Raw genomic sequence first — 24,618 nt, 5'->3', positions numbered from 1 at the left:
ATAACCCTTTCGTATCAGTCAAAAGATGAAGATATACGAGTGACGTCGTTAGTGAGATTAGTAGAACAATGATTCAATTCGTTTTATTCTGTATCATACTTTTTATTAAATTTTAGACTTAAAAAAAAGAAAAGAGGAATTTATTATGATTAACAATACAACTTTGGTAGGACGTTTAACAAAAGACCCTGATTTGCGCTATACGTCAAGTGGTAAGGCGGTAGCTGGTTTTACATTAGCAGTCAATCGAAGATTTACGAACCAGGCAGGACAGCGTGAGGCGGACTATATCCAATGTGTCATTTGGGGGAAATCAGCGGAAACATTAGCAAATTATGCAAAAAAAGGTTCTTTAATCGGGATTGTTGGACGCCTTCAATCAAGAAGTTATGAAAATAAGGAACAACAACGAGTTTATGTGACTGAGGTTGTAGTAGAAACTTTCCAATTTCTTGAATCAAAAACAGCCAACGAACAACGGCAAAATAATCAACAAAACGATAATAGTGATCCAAACTTTGAAGGTGCAGCAATTGATATTTCAGATGATGATTTACCATTCTAAGATTAATGATTTAACTAAAAATGAAAGATCGGCAACCGCATATGCGGTTGCCGAATAAAGGAGAAAAGATGAATTATAGAAATGAGATTACGAAACGACTAAAAAATTTATCTGGCAAGCAGAATATATCTACAATTTTCTTTGATTGGGTTCACTTAATGGCATACACCATATCAAATAGTGTAGATAAAACACAATTTGATAGCCGAGAAGCTGATTATGTCGAGATAATCGGAAAATACACGAAGACGGAGAGTGATGTCTTTGTAAAATGTTTCTGTTTATTGGTACAAGCTTTTGATCGAAAAGTGACGGATTGGCTCGGTGAAATTTATATGGATCTCGAAATTAGTAACAAAGATTCCGGACAATTTTTTACACCCTATGAGATCTCAAGGTTAATGTCCGAACTAACTTTAACGGAAAATGAACCACTAATCGAAGAAAAAGGATGGATTGGTTATTACGAGCCAGCGTGTGGCGCAGGTAGTATGATAATCGCATTTACGCAGGCAATGGAACGTAAGGGGTATAACTATCAACAGCAGCTACGTGTATTGTGTGAAGATATCGATGAAAATTGTTTATTAATGGCGTATGTACAGCTTTCATTGCTTGGCGTAAATGCCGTATGTGAGGTAAAAGATTCGTTATCAAGAGAAAAATTTTCAACTTGGTATACACCCTTTCACATGATCAATCCAAAATACCTATTTCCTGAAAAAAACAGTGATCAAGAGGAGAAAATAAAACCACTGCTTCAGATAGAAAACAAATTAGAAGAAGGTCGCAAGCGCTCCCTTCTTCTTTGCTAAAGCTAAATTAATAAAAAAGGAGAAAAAAAGTGAAGAAATTAAAGATTCTTTTTACGACTTTAATTGGTTTGATTGGTTTATTTATAGGTGGTGGGATGATAAATGTCGATTTAGAAAACATGATCGAATCTTTTATGATCCAAACCAATAGCCAACCGGTAAAAGAGCTTGGGGAAATTAAAATTGACGAGATAAAAAGCATTATAAATTTGAATGGTAATTATGCGAATTTCACACTAGAAGAATTGGAATCAACTGAACCCTGGCAAACATTCTCGGATCTTGATTCATTGAATAGAGTTGGAGTTGCGGATGCCTTGCTACATAAAAGTATGATGCCTTCAGAACCAAGAGAGGATATCTCAATGATTTATCCGACTGGTTGGAATCAAAAAAAATTAGATGATGGTAATTGGCTTTATAATCGCTCGCATTTACTCGGATTTCAACTAACAGGCGAAAATGCAAACTGGAAAAACCTATTTACTGGCACACAAGAATTAAATCAGATTCACATGGTCAAGTATGAGAATGAGATTGCGCAATACTTAAAGAGTACAAATAATCATGTACGTTATAGAGTAACACCTATTTTTATGGATAATGAGTTAGTCCCACGAGCTATCCAATTAGAAGCGGAGAGTATTGAAGACAAGCAAATAAATTTCAACGTTCTGATACCAAATGTACAGGCTGGAATAACGATTGATTATTCAACAGGGAAAGCGACAAAGGAATAACCAAAAAACAAGAGATCAAGATCCAAACCAAAAGGCAAGTTCAAGGTCAAGGGCTTAAATTTCAAAGCGATTTTCAGCTCGTTCGTCCGATGTCTTGATTAAGCTCCATTTCTTCCCAAACCACTGTTACCCTCAGCGTCACTGCTTATACACCTTCCGCATTCAGAAAAAAAGGGGCGGGAAAACTTTTGAGAAGATCACTCAAAACTTTTCCCTACAGCACTCCCTTTTTTTCTGTCTGCTACAGGTGTAGGGCATAAGCACGCCGAGGATAACAGTTGGGAAGAAATGGAACGAAGTTTAATCAAAGAAAGGAGCGAAATCTAACGATCTGAAAATTGAAATTTTTAAAACCTTTTCGCCTTAGAAAAACGTTAAAAAAAATGTATGTTGAAAACTTAAAAACTAAAAATGGAGATGACGAAATGGAAATAATCGATGTTTATGATAAAAAAACTTTAGAATATATAGAGTCTTTTGAATATACCGATGAGAATATTATTGATTATATAGCAGATTTACACCCAATGTATGAAAGAGAGTTAATTGAATCCAGTACTGGTATGCTTGTTTTTTCCACGATAGGATTTCTTATCTTCAAAGCAACCAATGAAGAGTGGTTAGAAAAAATTAGACCCATAATATTTGATAAACGGACTGAAAAAGTTGTGATAAATGAAGTGACTGTATTTGATAGAAGAAATATGAAGAATAACTAGTTCTAAACCCCAAAAATTAAGTCCTAGAATTTTCTAGTTATTCTAGGGCTTTTCTTTTATGACTAACTAGTAAAAATACAAAAAAAACTCAAAACCAAAAAGGCAAGTTCAAGATCAAGGGCTTAAATTTCAAAGCGATTTTCAGCTCGTTCGTCCGATGTCTTGATTAAGCTCCATTTCTTCCCAAGCCACTGTTCCCCTCAGCGTCACTGCTTATACACCTTCCGCATTCAGAAAAAAAGGGGCGGGAAAACTTTTGAGAAGATCACTCAAAACTTTTCCCTACAGCACTCCCTTTTTTTCTGCCTGCTACAGGTGTAGGGCATAAGCACGCCGAGGATAACAGTTGGGAAGAAATGGAACGAAGTTTAATCAAAGAAAGGAGCGAAATCTAACGATCTGAAAATTGAAATTTTTTAAAACCATTTCGCCTCAGAAAAACGTTAAAAAAAAATGTATGTTGAAAAACCAAAACCTTAAAAGAAATGAGCTGAATTTATGGAAAAAGTCTACGAAATCGTCAAAATTAAGCAAGAATGTCGTGTTTATGAAGAGTTTCCACCATAATGATTAACTTGATTTTTGTATTACTATGTATTACAATGAGCATATATAAGGAGGGATTACGATGAGCATTACTACAATAAGGTTAAATGAGCAAGAAGAGGCATTTTTTCAAAGTTATGCTGAACTAACTGGTCAGCCATTATCAACGTTAATGAAACAAGCATTGACAGAAAAAATTGAAGATTACCTAGATTTGCAAGCTGGATCTGAAGCTCTGAAAAATTTATCTGGCGAATCTGTTTCTCTTCAAGATATGATGAAGGCTGAAGGTTTATGAAGTATCACGTTGAATTTGATAAACGCGCACAAAAAGAGTTTTTGAAGTTAGATAAGCCCATTCGAAATCAAATTTTACTTTGGTTGAATAAGAATATAGAGGGTTGCGAAGATCCAAGGTGGACTGGAAAAGGACTCACGGCTGATAAAAGTGGGTTGTGGCGATATCGAATAGGAAAATATAGATTAATATGTGATATTCATGATGATTATGCTTTAGTTCTTGTTGTTAAAGCAGGCAAACGAGAAACCATTTATGAAGGCTAGTTATTTCACGATATAAAGGGGTCAGAAACTTTTAAGTTTTTGATCCTTTTTTACTTAATTCTTTCAGCTGTTTACTTAGTTAGGCTCAGTAAGAAATTTATCTAGAGTCCAACAGAGTATACCCCAATGTCATTAAGTTAAGGCAAAAAGCAGGAAAACATTTAAGTTTCCCTGCTTTATTTTTTCTATGTAAAAGGACACTCTCTTGATACAATTATTTTAACAATAATAAAACGTCATAGCGCTACGTATTCTGGAGGTGCCCTTATGTCTAATACTATCAACATTTCATCCACACTTCAAGCAGCTCATAAAATCAAACAAAATTTAGAAGATCAAATTCGCGGTATTACAAATCAACCTGAAATTTTTGCTCAATCTCCGCTTGATTTTTCACGAAATAGAAAATTATCTTTTGAGACCACTCTCAAAATTATTCTCTCTTTCGGTGGACAAAGTCTTTCTAGTGAATTACTCTCTTACTTTGATTTTATACTTCAAACGCCAACTGCTTCCGCATTTGTACAGGCTCGAAGTAAAATAAAGATTGAAGCTTTCAAACAACTCTTCTACCGAACCATTCCTTCAAATAACCAAAACAAGCAATATAAAGGGTACCAACTATTGGCTCATGGTGGCTCCGATATTAATATTCCTTATGATGAAAACGATCCTGAATTCCATTACACCATCGGAAAGTTTGATAAACCTGTAGGATCTTTTCATCTCAATGCTTTATATGACCCATTAAATAAATGCTATGCATCGGTAAATTTCCAAAAAATTAGACAGCTAGACGAACGGAGCAGCTTGTGTCAAATGGTTGATGCGTTTACTTTTGAAAAGCCGACAATTATTATTGCAGATTGTGGTCATGAGTCATTTAACGTGTACGAACATATTAGAAAAAGTGGTCAAAAAATCGTAATTCGAGTAAAAGATACCAAAAGTAATGGCTTTCTTAAAGGACTTGGATTACCTCAAAAAGGAACATTTGATAAAGAGGTTAACCTTTGGTTAACAAGAAGACAGACCAATAAAATCAAAGCTGACAAAAGCTATCAATTTGTGCGTAAAAAAGCCAGCTTTGATTATCTACCCCCCGATTCAAAAGAAAGCTATCCCGTTAGTCTCAGAGTCGTTCGGATTAAGTTGAGTGAGGATAGTTATGAATCCTTAGTCACGAATCTTGATTCCTTCACTTTTAAAAGCGAAGATTTAAAAGTACTTTATCACTTACGCTGGGGAATTGAAACTTCCTTTAGAGAATTAAAATATGCCTTAGGTTTAAACCAATTCCACTCAAAGAAACTAGAGTTTATTATTCAAGAAATTTACGCTCGTCTCATTATATACAACTTTTCAATGGAAATTGCTCAGGTAGTGGCGTTATCAGCTCCTTTAAAGCAGTTCTATCAGCTTAATTTCACACAAGCTATAGGCATTTGTAAAAGATTTTTTCTTGATCAAACCGTCAATGTAGAAATTTTGATAAGAAGATATTTCCTCCCCGTACGACAGAATCGGAGTAACCAGAGAAATATAACAAAAAAGAAATTTGTTGGTTTTTTATATCGATTGCCTAATATTATAAATCGGACTATACCATATAGGACGTTTTATTGTGTTGCTCAAAAATATAAAATTAGTCAAGTTAAGAAGAAAAAAGCGATATACTTGAGACTATTATTTACTTTTTTGCCTTAACTTAATGACATTGGAGTATACTCTATTGGGTTCCTACCAACTATTTAAACGAGCTTAATTAAGTTAACTCTCCATGAACAATTAACTTAATCAAACTTTAGTTTTCCACCTTTTAGAAGGGTTGCTCTGAAAAATAGTGAATGCGGTATTTGACTGAATCTAGATTTCGTAACGATTTATGGCCAAAAAATATTTTCTGAATTATATGAATCAATCAAAAGTATCCAGAGAAAAAATTGCTGTACGCTCTTTTTAATGATTCTTTTTTTATATTTGTTTTTCTAAATTTGCATGTCGAAGTGAAAATTTCGATTATTTATTTTGGTGAGAATCTTGTAATATAAGAGATGCAAATAAGGCTTCAAGTTGATCCTTATTTTGTTTAATGATTTGCATCGAAAACCATCGTTTTTTAGAATTTATATTCGTTATTTATATTCTGAAATAGAAAGACTAATTTAATAACTTTTTTTAAGACATTTGATTCTATCGAATGTCTTTTTTTTGTCTCCTTAAAAACGATGAATTTTGAGAAGAACATTAAAGGAGGAGGGAATATGCGAAAAACGGTCGGCCAAATAATCGTTCTATGTTTCCTAATAATAGCGATGCAGTTTCCGTTGCTGGTTTACGGAACACAGGTCCAATCCGTTGAGTCCGAAGGATCGATTGGATTTACCGGGGTCTATGAACCAATCGGTCCGCCAGACCCACCACCTAGCACCAGCCCACAAAAGCCAGACGGCACCTTGCCGAAAACCAATATGATTGATAGCTCACTTGGACTATGGATTGGCAGTTTCTTAGTGGGTAGCGTTTTATTAGTCTTAGGGTACAAAAGAAGAAAAGCAACACAAAAAACAATTAAATGAAAGTAGGAATTTAAGAATGAAATTTATCCGTTTAGCAACTGTAGCTGCATTATCAACAACCATTTTTGCCGGAGGCGTACAAGCCTTCGCCGAAGAAACTGATCAAGAGAAGAAAACACAAGAAGTTCGCAAAACAACCACTGATGGTCAGATCACCTTCACGCCAGGAAATGATGACACAGTCGTTGATCCTGGACCGGATGGCCCTGAGGTAACTATTCCGCCAGTCACTGGTCCTGATGGAGAAAACAAAGGACCTTTAACGATCGCAACGGTGCCAACCATGAACTTCGGCTCACAGATTATCTCAACTACAGATGAGCATTACAATATGGTCGCTGAAAGACAACAAAAAACAGGAACGACAGGTGAAGAAAACAAGGTGCCTTATGTAAGTTTGGCACAAGTCCAAGACACTCGCGGTACTAATGAAGGATGGGAATTAAGTGTAAGTTTAACAGAATTCCAAGCACCTACGGATACATTAAACAAGGTATTAAAAGGCGCAAAAATCACGTTATTCGATCCGGACCTTCTTTACAGTGTTAACGATGAAAATCAGGCGCCTACTATTCACTCAAGTGGGTTAGAATTGATTCCAAACAATGATGCCGTACCGATTATGACGGCAGCTAACCAAAAAGGTGCTGGTACCTCGACGGCTGTTTGGGGAGATCATGATGCGATCGCAAAACAAGTAGAAGATGGGGTAGCTGTCGTAGAAAATGAGGCAATCCAACTGTTTGTGCCTGGCTCGACTGCCAAAGATGCAGTAACGTATACCTCTACATTGACATGGGAATTAGAACTAACACCTGACAATGAGGTTTAAGAAGTAACCATTTCCATGTTCCATTAGTCACTGGCAGCGTTACAGATTTCTGTGGCGTTGCTTTTTTAGAAAGGATTATGACAAATGAGACACAAACGATTGATCCAAAGTGGGCTGTGGCTTCTAGCAGTGCTTTTCTTTTTCTTGTCCGTTTCAGCCCAAGCCGAAGAGACGGCCTTAAATACACATGTCACCCCGCTTTTCCCCGAAAGTCAAGTCGATGAAAGCAAAGGGTATTATGAGCTATTACTCGCTCCTGGTCAAAAAGAGACCTTGCAACTGAAAGTTGGCAATTCCAGTTCAGAACCAATTAACGTTCAGGTGACACCGCATACGGCTTATACAAATACCTTGGGAAATGTCGAGTATGGTAAAGATGCCGAAGAAGCGGACCCAACTTTAATCCACTCCTTGGATGAGCTGATGACTCCTTCGGAGGTCATTACCTTATCAGGAAAAGAAACAAAGACCATAGAAATTCCTTTACAGATGCCTAAAGATGCCTTTGAAGGGTATTTAGCCGGCGGATTACGAATCGCCGAAGTCAAAGAAGAGGAAGATAGCGATGCCCCAGAAGGGGAAGGGGTCGCCATCAAAAATGAATTTGCCCACGTGATCGGGGTAGTCGTCAGCAATACCAGCGATTCTGTAGAACCAGAATTGGAACTGTTGGATGTCTTTGCGGATCAGTTGAACTATCGGAATGTGATCAGTGCGAATTTGCAAAATTTTACACCAACCTTTGTGAATCGCTTGGAAGTGGAAGCGACGGTCAAACGTGCCGGAGAGAACGACGTTCTTTATGAGGCCAGTAAAGAAATGATGCAGATGGCACCGAATTCGAACTTCAACTTTCCGATTTCGTTAGAAGGAGATCGTTTTCGCAGCGGAAACTATATATTAGACCTAACGGCAAAGTCGGGAGAAAACGAATGGTCTTGGACAAAAGAATTTACGATCGATGCCGACGATGCCCGTAAATTGAATAGAGAAGATGTGATGATCGACAATCATACGAATTGGTGGATGATTGGTTCAATCGTCTTGGTTATTCTTTTACTTGGCGTCATTTTGTATCTGCTGATTCAAAAGAAGAAAGCAAGAGCAAACGAGCAAGAACAGTAAGAAGGAGTGAATGAAATGACCACGAGATTGAGACGACCGATGCTTGTGTTAGGAACGACCCTCTTGATTATACAAGCGGTATTCATGCCTGTCGGCATGGTCTACGCAGAGACAACGATGGACATTGAGGAACAAGAACTAATGGAACTTCCGCCAATGAAAAATTATCTGGAGGAAGAACTAATGGAACTTCCGCCAATGAAAAATTATCTGGAGGAAGAACTGATCAGTGATCCGCGCTTCTTCTTCACTCGTTCCAGGATGCAAGGAACGGCAGAAGAATCCCTTCAAGTGACATTCTTTTCTGATCAAGAAGTGTCTGAAGCACGAGTCTTCTTACCAGAAGAAGCAACGCTTTTGAAAGATCAATTACCAACAGGTACCTCAGTTGAGGAAGGAGCACAGCCTAACGAATGGATCGTTCAGTCAGAACGTGCACAAAATACATTTGTCCTTCCTCTAGTCTTTGGAGAAGCGGGAAACTATGAATTGTCGGTAGAAGAAACGACGGCTCATCTAGAGATCAGTGAGAAAGAAGAGACGAGTGAGGAAGTCCCGGTCGAAGCAATAGAATCGTCCGAGGATTATCTAACTGAACAAGAGGAATTAAAAGAAGAAAATGGAATAGAAGAAGAGGAAGAAAATGAACAACCTGTAGAAGAAGTACGTGAGCCTGAATCAGAAGCTCCGCAGGAGCAACAAACCAATGAGGAAGAGACCGATGAGGCGACACGAGTGGCTGAACCGACCGTCTTTGATGGAGAAACAGCAGCAGTCGCTACGATGGCAGAATTCAGAGAAGCAGTTGGCAATCCTGATATTGGGATCATTTCTGTTCAAGCCAATTTGACAGCGGCTACCGAACACGTATTAACTGTGGATCGTCCGTTACTTATCCAAGGGAATGGATATACATTGACTTTTGGTATCAATGCGTTTTACTTTCAACTAGAAGAAGTAACACAAGCAAGCACCATTCGACTTGAAAATGCGACACTGACAAAAGTTGGTGTTACACCATTAATCATATCAACGGTAGAAAGTAGTAAAAATTGGACCGTTGAATTGGAAGATATAACTGAAGTGAATGCGAATACCATGCGATTAGCCTCTCTTCCGGAAGGAAGCATTCACTTTACAGGTGGTGTATCAAACTTTACACGTACAACTTCTGCACAAATGTTCATCGAGGCAAAAGAAGTCTTAGCAACCAATCAAGCAGAAGTCACTATTAGTCGAGGGAATACGACGGTCTTCTTTTCTTCTGCTACAGTGGCGGATCCAAAGCTTACGGTAGAACAGGGCGCAACCGTGACGATCACAACTACCGCAGGAACGGCGAATACGATTGATCTAAGAGGAAAAAATCCCGAAATAGCTCTTCAAAACGGGAATTTATCAGTAAGTACAATAGGACTATCTACTGGAACAATCCCAACAAACTCAACAAACAACGCGGTCGTCCTTTCTGGCACAGTTCCTAAGATTACTGTTCATCAAGATAGTTTGTTTACAGTTAGAACCACGTTGACAAAAAGAGGAATTCATTTAGTTGGAGACAATGCGCAGCTAGAGGTTAATAACTCTAATCTATCTGTTGTCTCTGCGACACAAGCAGCGCTAAATATTGCTGGAGAATCACCAAGACTAGTTCTTGATTCATCAAATATAAATATTACAAGCACTACTGGTCCACGAATCAATTTGATTGGTGCCAACCCATTACTATCACTAGCTAGCACGGAGATGATTATGAATGCCTCGACCGGACAAGGCATTCATTTACAGGGAACGACGCCACAAGTAAAGTTAGATAATAGTCAGTTACTTGTGACAGATACCAGTGCTTCGCAAGGGATGATCTTACAAGGAACAGATGCATTACTTTCTTTAAGTAATAAGAGTGAACTATCAATTATAGGTGCAGGGACTGGATCGTTGCAAAATATTCAAATTGGGACTAACGCCGCCCGTCCCAAACTTTTGATAGAGGATTCTTCGAAATTATTAATTAATACAGGAAGCACTACTACTGTTCCGACTGTGTCTTCAAGCAACCAAATTCATGTGTGGGGTGCCGACGCCAATGTCACTATACAAAGTAATGCAACTCTAAAGACAGTCAGTACAGTAGGGTGGCAAACAGGTCTGAGAGTTACGGGAACTAATAGTTTAGTAACTGTTAACTCAGGAAATATTTATACAGAAAATTCAAATCTATTTTTCACGGATGTAGAATCTGTTCTTTTTGAAAATAATAGCACTATCGATTTATTTATGAATCGACGGCTTCGTATACCTCTAGACACCCGTGCACATTTAGATGGTTACTCCTCTTTAATCTATATAGATTCACAACATATAGAGATAAACATTTTGACGCAAAGTGTCATGAGAATCGAAAACGATTTTGGACAAGCTATTACAACAAATATAGATGAAATTGGTGTGCCAATCATAAAATTTGTAATAGATGATTCTGAAGTTGATATTTCAGGAGGAACGGAGCAAACACCACTTATTTGGATACAAGCAAATGAGCTAGAGTTCGTCCTTCGTAATCAAGCAAACGTCAACATGGAAAAGATTGGCACATCTGTGGCATGGAGTGCACAGGCCTGGAATTCACCAAATGTTTTATCTTTATGGGCGGCAGGAAGTAATCCCAATATTAATTTTCAGATTGAAAATAGCTCACTTAATCTTCAATCAGATAATGGAGTTCCCCTATATTTAGTAAATCGAGCTGGAAGCACAGGTACTCACTTGGCAAAAATTGTGATCAAAGAAGGATCATCTTTTCAAGTAATAAGCAAAAAAAATTATGCGATTGTATATCATCTAGGATCGAGAGCTGGATTAGACTACGGTATTTTTGAATTAAATAATCCTTTGTTTTATGAGATAGAATCGGGTTCGAACCTTCCAGGTATAGCGGTTCTTGGCACCCCGAGCAATGTAGATATGAGCATGATTGGAGAAAATACGAAGTTATCACTTTGGAGAAAGAGTGGATCTCGACCAGAACTTCCAGATCTTTCCTATTCAAGTAGTTTCAACTTCGAAGTTTCTGGTTTAGGAGGCCTTACCACTGTTATTAAATCGACTGATTCAAACTTCAATAATACCATATTAGGAAGTTCCGGACTAAGTGAATTCTCAAAACTATCTGCTACAAATGCTAGGTGGGCAATCGCAGATGAACTTAGAGTCCCAACCAACGCTGATAAGAAAATTCATGGGCGAGTGAGTATTCCAGTAAGGCTAGGTGAGAGTCGTCCTGCAGTGGATGATGAAGCCATTGTTACCGTAGAAGTAGAATCACCTTTAGGTGAAAAGAAAAAAGAATATACAGGGACAACAGTTGGGCATACGAATGGATCACCAGGAATCAGTATCTACGGCGAAGAGCCACGTGGCGGTCTCTTTGAAATCGATTTGGAAGAACCGCTAGAAGCCGGATCGAAAGTTCGAATCAGTAAAGTCGAATTAACCAGTGGCGAACTTATGGATGGATTCGAACACCAGATTTTAACAGATACGGTTGAGGTCTTTCCAATCATACCGCCAACACCGGCACAGTTTTCTTCATCCATCATTGCGCAAGACAGTACTACGATCCAAGGGATGACGGATAATCTAGATGCTGAAGTAAGCGCCACGCACAACGGGGAACCTCTCAATACTGAAAAAGTAACGGTAGAAGCGGACGGACGGTTTACACTAGATTTGAGTGAGATTTCTTTAGAAATGGATGATGAGATCCAAGTTTTCTTACGAGATACCGAAGGATCCGCAAAAGAAGCCGGTGTTATCAATCCCCCGGAAACAAATAATAATCGCGGAAATATCAACCCAGTCACTGAATTCACGTTTCACGATGTAACCTTTGAACCGGCTACGATATTAATAGTTGGGGATATGGGGCCTGTATCACCAGTCGATCCTCTGGATCCAGAAATTGATGTGAATCCAGAAAATCAACCGCAGCTTCCTGAGGACCAAGGGCTGTTGAGTATTGATTTCATTTCGTCTTTTACCTTCGGTTCACAAGCCATTTCTGCTCAGACCAAGCGCTACTATGCACAACCGCAACGCTTATTGAATCTTGATGGGACCCTCAATGATGCCGAAGAACGACCAAACTACATCCAAGTCAGTGATCGTCGACCAGAGAACGAACGCAAGGGATGGACACTAGCGGTCACACAAAACAATCAGTTTATGGATCGTCAAGGCAATCAACTGAGAGGTGCACATCTGGTGCTGAATAACCAACAATTTGCTTCTGTTCAAGAAAATGGGGAACCGACACTCCAAAACCAAGATGGCGCTGTCTTGATCCCAGAACAAAAGATGCCTCTTGTGACCGCACGCAACGGCCAAGGCGCAGGGACTTGGATCTATCGTTTTGGTGATGGAGAAAGTGCAGGAGAAAGTGTTGCCCTTGAAGTGCCGCCAACGGCGGATCCTAGAACAACGACCTATCAAACGACCCTCACGTGGGAGTTGAGTGCTGTACCGGATAACTAGGTAGAAGAAGAGAAGTGTGGCCGCTCTTTTCTTTTTATTGTAGTTAGAATTGAAAAAAGGCGTTCTTTTCGTATTTAATGAACCGATAAGGTATGATGAGCAAAACATGTCGTTGGAAAAAAGAAGACTGAGGGGAAGAAGGGAGGGAATGCTGTGCGAGAACTACAGCTCTCATTTATCACGAATGCGGAGACTCGTCGTTGGATGCGAATCTTATCGATTATTGAGCGAGAACATCATTTTACGATCGTGGCACTTAGTGAACGCTTAATGATTTCTCAACGCACATTGGTTAAAGATATTCAAGCAATTAGAAGCTATTTTGGTGAAAACATTGAATTGCTTTCCTTGTACAAGGGGTTTCGTTTTGATGAACGAGACCGCGTCAAGTACCAAGAAAAAAAAGAAGCACTCTTAGAGAATGAAATTCTTTTTGAGATCGTCGGCACTATTTTTTGGGGACAGCCGGTGGCATTGGCTGAATTGGCCCATCACTACAGTTATGCAGAAAGTACGCTCCGTCGATTTCTAGCGAGAATCGAACCAATCTTGGCCTCATATCGCTTGAGCTTGACCTTCACTCCGGTCAATTTCCAGGGGAAAGAAGCCGATATCCGAAAGTTCTTTTTTGATTTTTATTACAATAGTGAACAGACGCCCCATACGATTCGGCCTCCAGAGCACCTGCACAAATTAGTCTTAGACGAACTATCCAATCAATTAGGTGAGTATGAGTTGGGCACAGGGACGACGGTTTCAGCCTTTTATTATCACCTATATATCACCATGATCCGCGTCCAACACAATCATTTTGTCACGGTGCCAAAGTGGTTGAAGGCGACCGATTATCAAGAAAAGGACTTTCAATTGCTTTATTCCTTGCAGGATAGGATCAATCAAGACTTTGAGATTTATCTTCCGAAGGAAGAATGTGCATGGCTCCACCTTTCGATCATTGCCAAGCGAACGATCGATCGCTCTGATCAGGAAATCACATTTGGCCAACGGTTCAACTGTTGGGCAGGGCTTGAGCAGGTCGTTTCAGCGTATTTGTCAGATCCATTTTTTGAGCAATGGGATACGGACATACTCGGGCACTTTATGACATCATTTTTTGTGTCACGTTTGGTGAATGAAGCCTTGAGTCCACTATTGAATAAAGAGTTAAAAGAAGTACATGACATGGTAGAAAAAAAACACAGTCAGATCCATAAAATCAATACTCAATTCTTGTCAACCCATTCAAAGGCCCTTCCGATTTCTTCCAGTACCTTTGAAGACGTGGCGGTGAGCTTTACCTTATACATGGATATGGTCTTTCGTTATTACCAACCCGTCAAACAAATTTTGTTTTTATTGGAGGGTGACTACTTAGTGGTTCAATCGATTCGCATAGAGGCCCGTGAACAGCTAGGGGACCACCATCACTTACTGTTTGTAAAGTTACAGGAATTTCTACCGGAACAATTAAATAACGAAAAGATCGATCTGATCGTGACGAATTATCGCCCCTATCTTTCGGACGATAGTCTAGAAACAGACTATGTGTTGATCAATAGTCAGCCGACAACCAAAGATTGGACAATGGTCAAACACCAATTGAATCCATTGACGGATCAGCTTTCATTTTAAACAGAAAGGAGGAGAATGCACTATGACCGCGTTTACTACCCAAAAAGACTATCTTCAGGGATTTCAAAGCACCTTTGAAGCAGTCGAGAAACGAGAAAACACCGTCCTGAACGACTATTTGACCGATCAGATTCGCCATTTGAATACCTTAGTCAACCAAATTTCTAGTCGAAATTTCTGGGAAGTTTGGCCGAAGATTTTAGGGATCGATGCGAAGATCAGCTTAGTGGCTGAGTTGATCAATTTTGAAGATTTTTCAAGTGAAGATATCTTGCAAATAGTGGAAACGGATTATCAGACCTATTTCATAGAACTGTGCGGGTATGATCTAAGCATGGAAACGAAACATTCGATGATATTCAATGTGATGTGATCCCGATCCCGTTTCATTGAACAACTAATATCAAAAAGGCAAAGTCCAATCAAAAGCTAAGCAGCTTCTGATTGGACTTTTTGAAATTCGTTCATCATAAAGTGATACGGAGGACTCTATTTTAGTGTTTATAAACGCGCAAAAAAAGCAACGGTCATTTAAAATTTAGATTAATGAATATAATACCTCTTTGATGGTGTCAGAAACTTAATAGTTTTTGACACATGATTAAATTCGCGGTACAATAGGATTTGTAGTGTTTCATAAACTTATGTCAAAAAGTGAAGGGGATTTTCCATGATTTTAGAGAATAAATTGGGTTTGACCAATCAAGTTGAGTTGGCCAAAGCTGAAGAGAAAATCAGTAAGCAAAAAGCAAAAGAATTATACGATTCTGGAAAAATAAATGAAATCGAAGTCGGTACGTTTAAAGGCTTATCTGAAATTCATGATTTTCTCTTTTCAGAGATTTATGATTTTGCAGGAAAAATTCGGACGGTCAATATCGCAAAAGGAAATTTTCGTTTCGCACCGGTCATGTACCTGGAACATTCGTTAAAGCATATTGATCAAATGCCACAAACTTCTTTTGAAGATATTATTAATAAATACGTGGAGATGAATATCGCTCACCCTTTTCGTGAAGGGAATGGACGAAGTACTAGAATTTGGCTAGATCTCATTTTAAAGGAAGAATTGCAAAAAGTTGTTGACTGGAACTTGATCGATAAAACAGACTATCTTTCTGCAATGGAGCGAAGTCCCATAAACGATTTGGAGATACGCTATCTAATTTCCAATGCCCTGACTGATCAAATCGACGATCGCGAGTTATATATGAAAGGAATCGATGTCAGCTATTTTTATGAAGGATACTCTGAGTATACGATAGATGATTTGTAAGAGCAGGTGGGTTAAATGACAAAATATGGCTATGCACGTGTCTCAACCGCTTCTCAAAGTACAAAGGAGCAGATTCAACAGCTGATTGAGAACGGTGTTGAGAAGAAGAATATTTTTTCTGAAAAATTTACAGGTACGAAACGAGATCGACCAAAGTTTAATCAGCTGTTGGCTGGTCTGAAGCCTGGAGACGAAATCGTTGTTACGAAACTTGATCGATTCGCCCGTAATACAAGAGAAGCACTAGAGATTATTGAACCTTTACTCGATGATAATGTCACGATTAAGGTATTGAATCTTGGAACGATCGAAAATACGTCAATGGGTCGAATGGTTACACGCACGTTGTTGAGTGTAGCTGAAATGGAACGTGATATGATTGTAGAACGTACTCAGGAAGGGAAATTGTTTGCGAAAAAGAATAATCCTAATTTTAAAGAGGGACGTCCGAAAGCAACAATCACACCAAAGAAGAGGCACGCATATGAATTGATTACTTCCGGTAAATCGTATAAAGAAGTTGAAGCCATAACAGGTTTCAGTCGTAGCACGCTTTTTAGAATTAAGAAACAAATAGAAGCAAGTGATTAGAAAATTGATGAAATCAACATAAAATCGCTTTCAAATTAAATAAATCGTTGTTTATACGAGCATTTTAAGGTCAAGTTCACTCATTGAGATGTATCATTGGTCGAACAAAGCGTCATACCAACTACGAGTAGACATATTTTTAGGGAGGAATGAAGTAAATGAAAGAACAGCAATTAGGCTAGACTTTTTGGGGACGTCCATTATATGGATTAGAACGAAGAACGGCTGTATCGATCGATTGTACTTGCGGTGAGCTGATTCAGCAAAATATTCAAACGAAACAATATCATTGTAAAAATTGTGGGAATTGTTACCAATTCATTGACCAAGACTTCCAATTGCTAAACGAAAAAAATAAGTAGGTGTATGATAGTCAGACAAATAGTCTGACTTTTTTGCTATTTTAGAATGTTCCCCTTTACAAATGCGAACGTATGTTTGTATAATCGAATTGAAATGGGGGAGAAAAACATGCTTGATTACTCAAATGAGCCAGTCAATGATTACTTTTTGATCGATATAAAAAGTTTTTATGCGAGCGTTGAATGTGTCGAAAGAAATTTAGATCCATTAACAACGCCTTTAGTTGTGATGAGTCGAGCAGATAATACTGGATCAGGACTAACTTTAGCCGCTTCACCAACTGCCAAAAGTAAATACGGAATCACAAACGTTAGTAGACCTCGTGATCTACCGTATCCTTTGCCTAAAGAATTACACATTGTACCACCAAGGATGAACTTATATATCAAAAAAAATATGGAAGTAAATAGTATATTTCGGCAATACGTCGCAGATGAAGACTTATTGATTTATTCCATCGATGAGTCGATTCTAAAGGTAACAAAATCGCTGAACTTATTTACGACACCTGGTACAAGAAGCGAGAGGCGAAAACAGCTCGCAAGACAGATACAGTTACACGTTTACCGTCAAACTGGTTTGATCGCAACCGTCGGTGTCGGTGATAATCCTGTTTTAGCTAAATTAGCCTTAGATAATGAAGCCAAGCATAATAAGGGATTTGTTGCGGAATGGACGTATCAAAATGTGCCAGAAAAAATTTGGACGATTAAAGAAATGACGGATTTTTGGGGTATCGGATCACGAATGAAAAAAAGACTAAATCATATGGGAATCTTGAGTATCAAAGATTTAGCCAATTGGGACCCATACGCGCTCAAGAGGCAATTAGGTGTGATAGGACTACAGCTCTATTTTCATGCGAATGGGATAGATCGAACGGATATCGCAGAACCGCCAGAACCGACCAAGGAGAAATCTTATGGAAATTCTCAGGTGCTACCGAAGGATTATACGAGGAAAGAAGAAGTCGAGATCGTGGTGAAGGAAATGGCGGAACAAGTGGCTGCACGTATTCGACAACATAATTGCAAGACTGGTTGTGTTCGCTTGTATATAGGTACGTCGATCCTGGAAACAAAGTCAGGGTTTTCGCACCAAATGAAAATCCCACTCACTGATAATACGAAAGAGCTTCAGTACTATTGCCTTTATCTCTTCAACAAGTATTACGAAAAACAAGAAGTAAGGCACGTTGGAATTACTTATAGTAAGCTTGTTTATACGGATTCGCTTCAGCTAGATTTGTTTAGTGATCCACAACAACAGATTAATGAAGAAAAACTAGATAAGATCATCGACAAGATTCGACAGAAATATGGTTTTACGGCAATTGTCCACGCTTCTTCTAAGTTAGAAGGCGCACGTAGCATTACTAGAAGTACGTTAGTCGGTGGACATCCAGGAGGAAACGGAGGGCTTAATAATGATTGAGTACAACGATCGAGGTCGTCTAAAGTGGGCAGGTTTCTATCTTTCAGATCACACAGAAAAGATCGATGCCGACGTCGAGCAACGTGCCAATCAAAACTTGGCCAAAGAACAGATGACGACTGAAGAAATTACGGAAATGTTAAACGCTGCTGTCCTGAAAAGAAAAGTTGTTTGTATCCAAAAGGAAGAACGTGATACTGAAGGCTACTATCCGGATGATATTATGGGAGAAATTCATGGTTATGATGAACTAGGTATTTTTATTGGAGAACATAAGGTCCATTACGATGAAATTCGCCACATTGAAATCCAGGAGTTAGATAAATGGAGTCAGCTATGAATATCATTCAGCAGTACGAATGGCACTATATTTGCTATGAAGAATTACTAGACGAAATTTGGGGATATGGGCAACAATTAAGCAACCAAGTGGGACTTGATTGCTTTACCTTGACAATTACATACTCATAGTTTGTTCCAAATAAATTTAAAAATTTTTGCCGTTTAAAAAGAAAAGTGACAGAGTGTACAATATTTTGTGTAAGTTCTAAAATAGTAGCAGTAGAATTATTATTTACACGACCAATGTGATTGAGGAGTTGAACCGATAACTTCGCAACATAGCAAAGTCAAAAAGCGTTTTCCCATCAGATAAATAACTACTAAAAATATCTATGAGAAGTCCTGATTTGATAGGTTTTCTATGAGATAACAGTTTTTTAGATCTGTGTAGGTTATATTTTTTACCCGTAATTAACCTTAAATTTAATTGTTTTATTAGTTTTTGGACATGCTTAAGAGAGACTAAAATCTATTCTTTCAACAATATTTGATAAATTTTTGTAGCGCCATATCCCGTTTGTTCAAATACGTTATTTAGATCATGCAAACAGGTTTATTTTCTAACCCCTTACAAATATGTAATGAATAAAGCAGACATAAACATGGTTAGAAAAAAATTTCTATAGATAATTAAATATATAAAGCTTAGGAGGTATTTATATACCAATAATCAAATTGACTAATCCATTAAAAGCAACCTCCCCATTAGTGATCGGCTATCTTAGGGGCTATCTCGGTATTACACATCGCTTGTCTATACATCTTCCATATGGGTGTAGTAGATCCGAGCATTCTCCTGTTTGTTTTTTTGAAAAAATTGCTTATGCTACTTCTCCTATCCTCCACGTTTCTTCCGATAATCTTTATTTGTCCTATCTGATGGTCTTTAAAATCCAATTCTAAACAGGCGAAATACTGTTTTACGATCTAAAAAAGAGATTAGATGAAACTTACTGTGCCTTTTTTTCGTCATAAACTATAGAATAACGAAAGAGAGGCAACGCTATGAAAAGATTATTAATAACTATATTCGGTATATTGATTCTTACTTTATTAGTGGGTATTCTATATAACTACCTAATGAATCAAGTTTATAAAAAAGATCAAACAAATTTTGAAATGCAAATCGAAAAAATAATTAAAAAAGAGTTTTTTAATCATGATATGGCTCAAATTGGAAAGTCAAAGAGTGGTGATAATAAATACAATAAATATAATATGTACTATACTACGTCTGAAAAAGAACATATTATAAAACAATTGGAAGCTCAAACAAAGGAGGCTTCGAAGCAAATGAAGGATTCCCGGTCAATGGTTCTTTCATACGTCAACGAACAAAAGGTGAATGATAAGATTATTAAACGACAATTAGTGACAAAAAAATATGTTTGGGATGAAAAAACAAAGTGTTTAAATTATTTTGGCGAAGTGAAAGCAATCGCGGAGATACTTTTATCCAAAAATCGAAATAACTCACGATTAAAAGATATTGTCAATGATGAAGGAGATTTTCTAGCAATAAAAAGAATCATACAAGAACAAGTACTCGACAGACATGCTAGTTTAAAATCAATACTGGATGATGAAAAAATAAACCAAGTGCTCATGGATGATTTTTTAACTAATAGTAGTAAAATTACCATTTTTTCTCATTCAGTAGAAATTATGTTTGATAAAGAAATTGTTGGAATGAAAAAAATAAATGTAAGCTTTGAAAAAATATTTCCATTTATTAATCCGGAAATCGCTTATGATAGAGATGTATCGAAAAAGGAAATAGATAAAAAAAGAAAATATGTCGCACTCACGTTTGATGATGGACCTAACGATACATCTACTATTAAATTATTAGAAAAGCTCAAAGCAGAAAAGGTAAAAGCGACCTTTTTTGTTTTAGGACAGATGGTTGATAAGAATCCAGAAGTCGCAGAACAAATTATACGAGAAGGTCATGAGCTTGGTAGTCATTCCTACACTCATCCAGATTTAACCCATTTGAGCCCTGACAAAATCAAAGAAGAAGTTTTGAAGACTGATAAAGCAGTTTTTCGTGCTACAGGGGTATTGCCCAGACATTTTCGACCACCATACGGAGCTGTAAACAGATCAGTGGCAAAAAGCATTGGATTGCCTATTATCCAATGGAATGTAGACTCTGAAGATTGGAAAGTTAAAGATAAAGATTTGATTGTAAATAAGGTAATGAACACTGTTAAAAATGGATCAATCATTTTGATTCATGATATCCATGATCTATCTGTAGAATCCATCCCCAAAATGGTGAATCAACTAAGAAAAAGTGGGTATGAATTTGTGACTGTAAGCGAATTGCTCTCCCACGGTCAAAAACCAATGAATCAATATTTTGGTATAAATGATAGCAGAGAAATTAAATAGAAATCTCTAATAGTCATTTAATTCTTTCAAAAGAGGATAGGAGGAGATGCGCACCAAGAAGCTTTTTTCTCTTGAAAAATTGCCCCTACAGGGTCATCAGGCATGACGGGGTATATGGAACATAGAAACGAAAGGTTACGTTAGTCAAAAGAATAACTGTACCTAAAATGAATATGCTGTTAAATCGACTATAGATAATATTTTCTTTTTTATTGAAATTAGTTTAGTAAAAAGGAAAATGCTTTGAAAGGAGAATTATGTCAATACTGCTTAGAGTAAATAATCATAGACTAAGAGAAAGGAAATACTATATCTTTCTTACCTTGTTTAGTTTTTTGATAATGCTGATATTTTCTAAGTCTTCTCCACTCTATTTTATAAATGATTGGGTAGATGCCAATGCTTTTTTCTCTGTGGGTAAAGGAATAGCACATGGACAAGTACCGTATAAAGATCTATTTGAACAAAAGGGAATCCTTTTGTATGTCATTCATACAATTGGCTATAAGTTGAGTTCCACTTCTTTTTTTGGAGTCTACTTATTAGAAAGTATTTCATTTACTATTTCAATGATATTCTTTTTTAAAATTTGTAGTTATTATTTTTCAGAGAAAATCGCTTGTGTTATTACTTTTTTATCACCAATAATTTTGTTAAATAAGGAGTATTTTCGCGCAGGAGATAGTGCTGAGGAGTTTGCCTTTCCTTTTGTCTTAGGTCTTTTATATTTAATCATATCTATTTCTAACACTGACAAAAGAATAGAAGGGAAACAATATTTCATCCAAGGATTATTCATGGGGTGTGTATTTTGGATAAAATACACTTTAATAAGTCCATGGATTGCTTTTTTCTTCTTTTTTGGGATCAATTATTTAATAAAAAAAGATTTTCACCAATTATTTAAAGCAATCATTTGTAGTACGATGGGATTTTTGTTAATTAGTATGCCAATCATTTTATATTTTTGGATTAATCATGCGCTATATGCCATGTATTTTGTTTATTTTAAATTCAATATGGTATTATATCCACAATTAGTTAACCAAGGCAATAATATAAATATAACTAACCGATTTTTTAGTACTTTAAGAATATTTATTACTTTAATGTGGGCTAATAAAATTCTTTTATCTATCTTATTGATAGGATCTATCTATCTATTATTTACAAAGACCATTTTTAAGCGACTATTTTTTAAACTATTATGGGTACTCTTAGTTTTGTGTTCCAACTTTTTTATTTTTTATGGAGGTATCCCACTAAAATATTATATTTTACTGGACTTAGTCATATTACTAGTTGGATTTTTAGGTTTCTGTGTATTATTGAGAGATTTAGCCACTCGATATAAACTACAAAATCCTATCGTAATTAATTCTATATTATCGGTTATAGTTGTTCTGAGTGTTCTATTAATGATAAATTTTAATGATACATTTAAAGACATGCGTTTCTTTACAAATCGTCCCGGGGTTCAAATAAAAAATTCTGAAAATACAAATCCCAATGCTGAAGCACCAGCCCAGATAGAATTTGCTAAGTATTTAACAGATAAGAAGAATGTAACTTTGTTAAATTATCAGTTTGTGGACTATGGTTTCTCGGTAATACCAGATATTGTTCCAAATGTTAAATACTTTATGAATATAAATATTCCTTACAAAGTTTATCAAGAAAGTATGGATCAGCAAAACAAATACGTGGAAGAAAAAAGAACAGATTATGTGATAGCTGGTCTAAAACTGAACGAAGATGTCAATAATTTTGGTACACCTTGGCTCCACTGGAATTATCGTCCGATTGCTGTTCATGTACAGCAACGTGAGGAAAGTATTGTAAAATATGTTCTTTATGAGAAAAAATAGAAAGTAGGTTCTGTTAAACCTTCTTTTTTGTACAATATTATTTTCTTTTTGGGTTCACTGGGAAATACTTATAGAAAATAGTGGTAGAAAACCGAGCAACCACTTGAAGATCAAGTTAGTTGTTCGGTTCGTTTTGTTTAACTTTTTCAAATTCTGCGGGATATATTTTAGACTTTACTAATGTAACGTGGAACATATTTACAAAGAAAATCGTAGGGATTGAAATACAAAATCATTATGGAGGCTCAAAGGGAGTATCCTTTCAAAAGTTTCTGCTTGACGATCAATTTGATGATTCGTTAAAGAAAAGGTTAATCCAATCTTTAAAAGGTATTATGGATCAAGATAAAAAATATGAATCTATTGAAATGAAACCGATAGTTCAGTTACTTTTTGAGGAAGTATTTAAAGAAGATAATTCAATTGCATTAAGAAAAATGAAATTTTCAAGCGAGATTGATTTACTTTATATCCGGCAGCTACCAATTAGGATTCAAACAGATATTAAAAACAAGGATTTTGACTCTTTTTTGACAAAAGCAAATACTTTAATTGATGAAGTTCTAAAATTTATTATTGAAAATACAGAAGGACCGAGTGTTAATATTAATTTATTTAAGTCAAAAGAATTAAGAAAAGAAGCATTTGGCCGCCTCAATATTAAAACTGAAAAAAATATGGATAATAGAATCAAAGCCCTTGTTGGAGCACTCAATACATTATCAGATAAAATACTCGAAATGAGAAATAGTCAAGGAGATGCTCATGCGCATGGATCAAATAGAATAGTAATTAAGGAAGAAGAAGCAATTCTTGTTGCAAATTCTTCTATGGTTTTATGCGAGTATTTGTTTACTAAGTATAAAGGATTAAGTAGATAATAAAATGCATATTTCATAGTAAACCATTCGAATTTTTATGTTATATACTATAATATAAAATCAATATATGATATAATTAGGTATGGAAAAAATATCTTTTGAAACATTTAAAAGACCTAATGGTCATGATGAATTTTTAGAATGGTTGGAAACATTACCAAAAAAAGATAGTGCGAAGCTTTTACGTACAATTGAAGAAACGGAAAAGAATGGGATGCTAGTAGCTAAACGTTTGAAATGGGTGAAAAAATTAGACACTAATTTGTACGAATTAAGAAGTAAGGTAGGATCAAACATCCAAAGAGCTATCTATTTCCATGTGGACAATGGAAGGTATGTCATTACCCATGGATTTACTAAAAAAACGGAGAAAACACCAATAACTGAACTCAAGCATGCAAAAGAACTTAGAGAGGAGTGGTTCACAAATGATGATTAAAAAATTGATTGAAGAAAAGAAAAAAGATAAAGATTTTGCAGAAGCATATGATCGAGAAGGAAGAAAACTAGAAACTGCGGTTGCTCTTTATCATGCTCGGGAGGAAGCAGGGCTAACTCAAGCGGAGCTTGCACAAAAAGCACATACAACTCAATCTACTATTGCTCGAATTGAGAGAGGGGATAACGTATCTTTTGATAAACTTGATGATATCGCCAGAGCATTAGGTAAAAAGCTGGTAGTAGAATTTGCTTAAAAGCAAGTTGAAAATATATCTATATTAGGCTCCTAACTAATCAATTAGTTTAGTGGGCCTTTTTTTACTAGATAGATAAAAGTTGTCCTATAGTGTAAAAGACAATAAATTTTATACCAAA

General features: G+C 36.7%; 22 protein-coding genes and 1 pseudogene. All 23 read left to right on the top strand.

Features of this window, described 5'->3' with window-relative positions; genetic code table 11:
- Positions 1-145 precede the first annotated feature (145 nt).
- The 23 genes and pseudogenes from ssb to HZ311_RS15045 all read left to right on the top strand — a co-directional run bounded on the left by ssb (position 146) and on the right by HZ311_RS15045 (position 24,497).
- Positions 146-565, top strand: a complete 420-nt coding sequence (ssb, locus tag HZ311_RS15155) for a single-stranded DNA-binding protein (RefSeq protein ID WP_178946863.1) — start codon at positions 146-148, stop codon at positions 563-565.
- A gap of 68 nt (positions 566-633) precedes the next feature.
- Positions 634-1,380 (top strand): N-6 DNA methylase, encoded by a 747-nt coding sequence (locus HZ311_RS15150; RefSeq protein WP_232092513.1) that lies wholly within the window; start codon positions 634-636, stop codon positions 1,378-1,380.
- 29 nt (positions 1,381-1,409) lie between these two features.
- Positions 1,410-2,120, top strand: a complete 711-nt coding sequence (locus HZ311_RS15145) for a DNA/RNA non-specific endonuclease (protein WP_232092512.1) — start codon at positions 1,410-1,412, stop codon at positions 2,118-2,120.
- A 425-nt stretch (positions 2,121-2,545) separates the two neighbouring features.
- Entirely contained in the window at positions 2,546-2,839 is a 294-nt protein-coding gene (locus HZ311_RS15140) for a hypothetical protein (RefSeq protein ID WP_178946862.1), read from the top strand.
- A gap of 628 nt (positions 2,840-3,467) precedes the next feature.
- Positions 3,468-3,683, top strand: coding sequence for a type II toxin-antitoxin system RelB family antitoxin (gene relB / locus HZ311_RS15135; RefSeq protein ID WP_034690365.1), 216 nt, complete (start codon positions 3,468-3,470; stop codon positions 3,681-3,683).
- Positions 3,680-3,949: a type II toxin-antitoxin system RelE family toxin gene (locus tag HZ311_RS15130; RefSeq protein WP_062806315.1), complete on the top strand. Its 270-nt coding sequence runs from the start codon at positions 3,680-3,682 to the stop codon at positions 3,947-3,949. The genes relB and HZ311_RS15130 overlap by 4 nt, the downstream gene beginning before the upstream one ends.
- A gap of 267 nt (positions 3,950-4,216) precedes the next feature.
- Positions 4,217-5,530: pseudogene (locus tag HZ311_RS15125) on the top strand (IS4 family transposase); the annotation flags it as partial.
- 683 nt (positions 5,531-6,213) lie between these two features.
- Positions 6,214-6,528, top strand: a complete 315-nt coding sequence (locus tag HZ311_RS15120; protein ID WP_232092511.1) for an LPXTG cell wall anchor domain-containing protein — start codon at positions 6,214-6,216, stop codon at positions 6,526-6,528.
- Positions 6,529-6,544: 16 nt separating this feature from the next.
- Positions 6,545-7,360, top strand: a complete 816-nt coding sequence (locus HZ311_RS15115; RefSeq protein ID WP_178946861.1) for a WxL domain-containing protein — start codon at positions 6,545-6,547, stop codon at positions 7,358-7,360.
- A gap of 84 nt (positions 7,361-7,444) precedes the next feature.
- The gene (locus HZ311_RS15110) at positions 7,445-8,485 is read left to right on the top strand and encodes a DUF916 and DUF3324 domain-containing protein (protein ID WP_178946860.1); all 1,041 of its coding nucleotides are present in this window, start codon (positions 7,445-7,447) and stop codon (positions 8,483-8,485) included.
- 15 nt (positions 8,486-8,500) lie between these two features.
- Positions 8,501-13,018: a WxL domain-containing protein gene (locus tag HZ311_RS15860; protein ID WP_232092510.1), complete on the top strand. Its 4,518-nt coding sequence runs from the start codon at positions 8,501-8,503 to the stop codon at positions 13,016-13,018.
- Positions 13,019-13,171: 153 nt separating this feature from the next.
- Positions 13,172-14,650, top strand: coding sequence for a helix-turn-helix domain-containing protein (locus HZ311_RS15100; protein ID WP_178946859.1), 1,479 nt, complete (start codon positions 13,172-13,174; stop codon positions 14,648-14,650).
- Between the two features lie 22 nt (positions 14,651-14,672).
- Positions 14,673-15,023 carry a DUF7006 family protein gene (locus HZ311_RS15095; RefSeq protein ID WP_178946858.1) on the top strand — a complete coding sequence of 117 codons (351 nt, stop codon included), beginning with the start codon at positions 14,673-14,675 and terminating at the stop codon, positions 15,021-15,023.
- Positions 15,024-15,320: 297 nt separating this feature from the next.
- Positions 15,321-15,926 (top strand): protein adenylyltransferase Fic, encoded by a 606-nt coding sequence (fic, locus tag HZ311_RS15090; RefSeq protein ID WP_178946857.1) that lies wholly within the window; start codon positions 15,321-15,323, stop codon positions 15,924-15,926.
- Positions 15,927-15,941: 15 nt separating this feature from the next.
- Positions 15,942-16,517 carry a recombinase family protein gene (locus HZ311_RS15085; protein WP_178946856.1) on the top strand — a complete coding sequence of 192 codons (576 nt, stop codon included), beginning with the start codon at positions 15,942-15,944 and terminating at the stop codon, positions 16,515-16,517.
- A gap of 471 nt (positions 16,518-16,988) precedes the next feature.
- Entirely contained in the window at positions 16,989-18,314 is a 1,326-nt protein-coding gene (locus tag HZ311_RS15080; RefSeq protein WP_178946855.1) for a Y-family DNA polymerase, read from the top strand.
- A complete protein-coding gene (locus HZ311_RS15075) occupies positions 18,307-18,654 on the top strand; it encodes a hypothetical protein (protein WP_178946854.1) in 348 nt (115 codons plus the stop codon). Before HZ311_RS15080 ends, HZ311_RS15075 begins: the two co-directional genes overlap by 8 nt.
- The gene (locus HZ311_RS15070) at positions 18,639-18,785 is read left to right on the top strand and encodes a hypothetical protein (RefSeq protein ID WP_178946853.1); all 147 of its coding nucleotides are present in this window, start codon (positions 18,639-18,641) and stop codon (positions 18,783-18,785) included. The genes HZ311_RS15075 and HZ311_RS15070 overlap by 16 nt, the downstream gene beginning before the upstream one ends.
- Before the next feature lie 876 nt (positions 18,786-19,661).
- Positions 19,662-21,053, top strand: coding sequence for a polysaccharide deacetylase family protein (locus HZ311_RS15065; protein ID WP_178946852.1), 1,392 nt, complete (start codon positions 19,662-19,664; stop codon positions 21,051-21,053).
- 257 nt (positions 21,054-21,310) lie between these two features.
- On the top strand, positions 21,311-22,921 hold the full coding sequence (locus HZ311_RS15060; RefSeq protein WP_178946851.1) for a transporter permease: 1,611 nt from the start codon (positions 21,311-21,313) through the stop codon (positions 22,919-22,921).
- A gap of 119 nt (positions 22,922-23,040) precedes the next feature.
- The gene (locus HZ311_RS15055) at positions 23,041-23,802 is read left to right on the top strand and encodes an abortive infection family protein (protein WP_178946850.1); all 762 of its coding nucleotides are present in this window, start codon (positions 23,041-23,043) and stop codon (positions 23,800-23,802) included.
- 82 nt (positions 23,803-23,884) lie between these two features.
- On the top strand, positions 23,885-24,241 hold the full coding sequence (locus HZ311_RS15050) for a type II toxin-antitoxin system RelE/ParE family toxin (protein ID WP_169059043.1): 357 nt from the start codon (positions 23,885-23,887) through the stop codon (positions 24,239-24,241).
- The gene (locus HZ311_RS15045; RefSeq protein ID WP_002339787.1) at positions 24,231-24,497 is read left to right on the top strand and encodes a helix-turn-helix domain-containing protein; all 267 of its coding nucleotides are present in this window, start codon (positions 24,231-24,233) and stop codon (positions 24,495-24,497) included. The genes HZ311_RS15050 and HZ311_RS15045 overlap by 11 nt, the downstream gene beginning before the upstream one ends.
- Positions 24,498-24,618: the final 121 nt, after the last annotated feature.

This window comes from Enterococcus mundtii (assembly GCF_013394305.1).
GTDB classification, from domain to species: domain Bacteria; phylum Bacillota; class Bacilli; order Lactobacillales; family Enterococcaceae; genus Enterococcus_B; species Enterococcus_B pernyi.
Note: the sequence above shows the minus strand (reverse complement) of the source record. Positions and strands in the feature narration are given on the sequence as shown.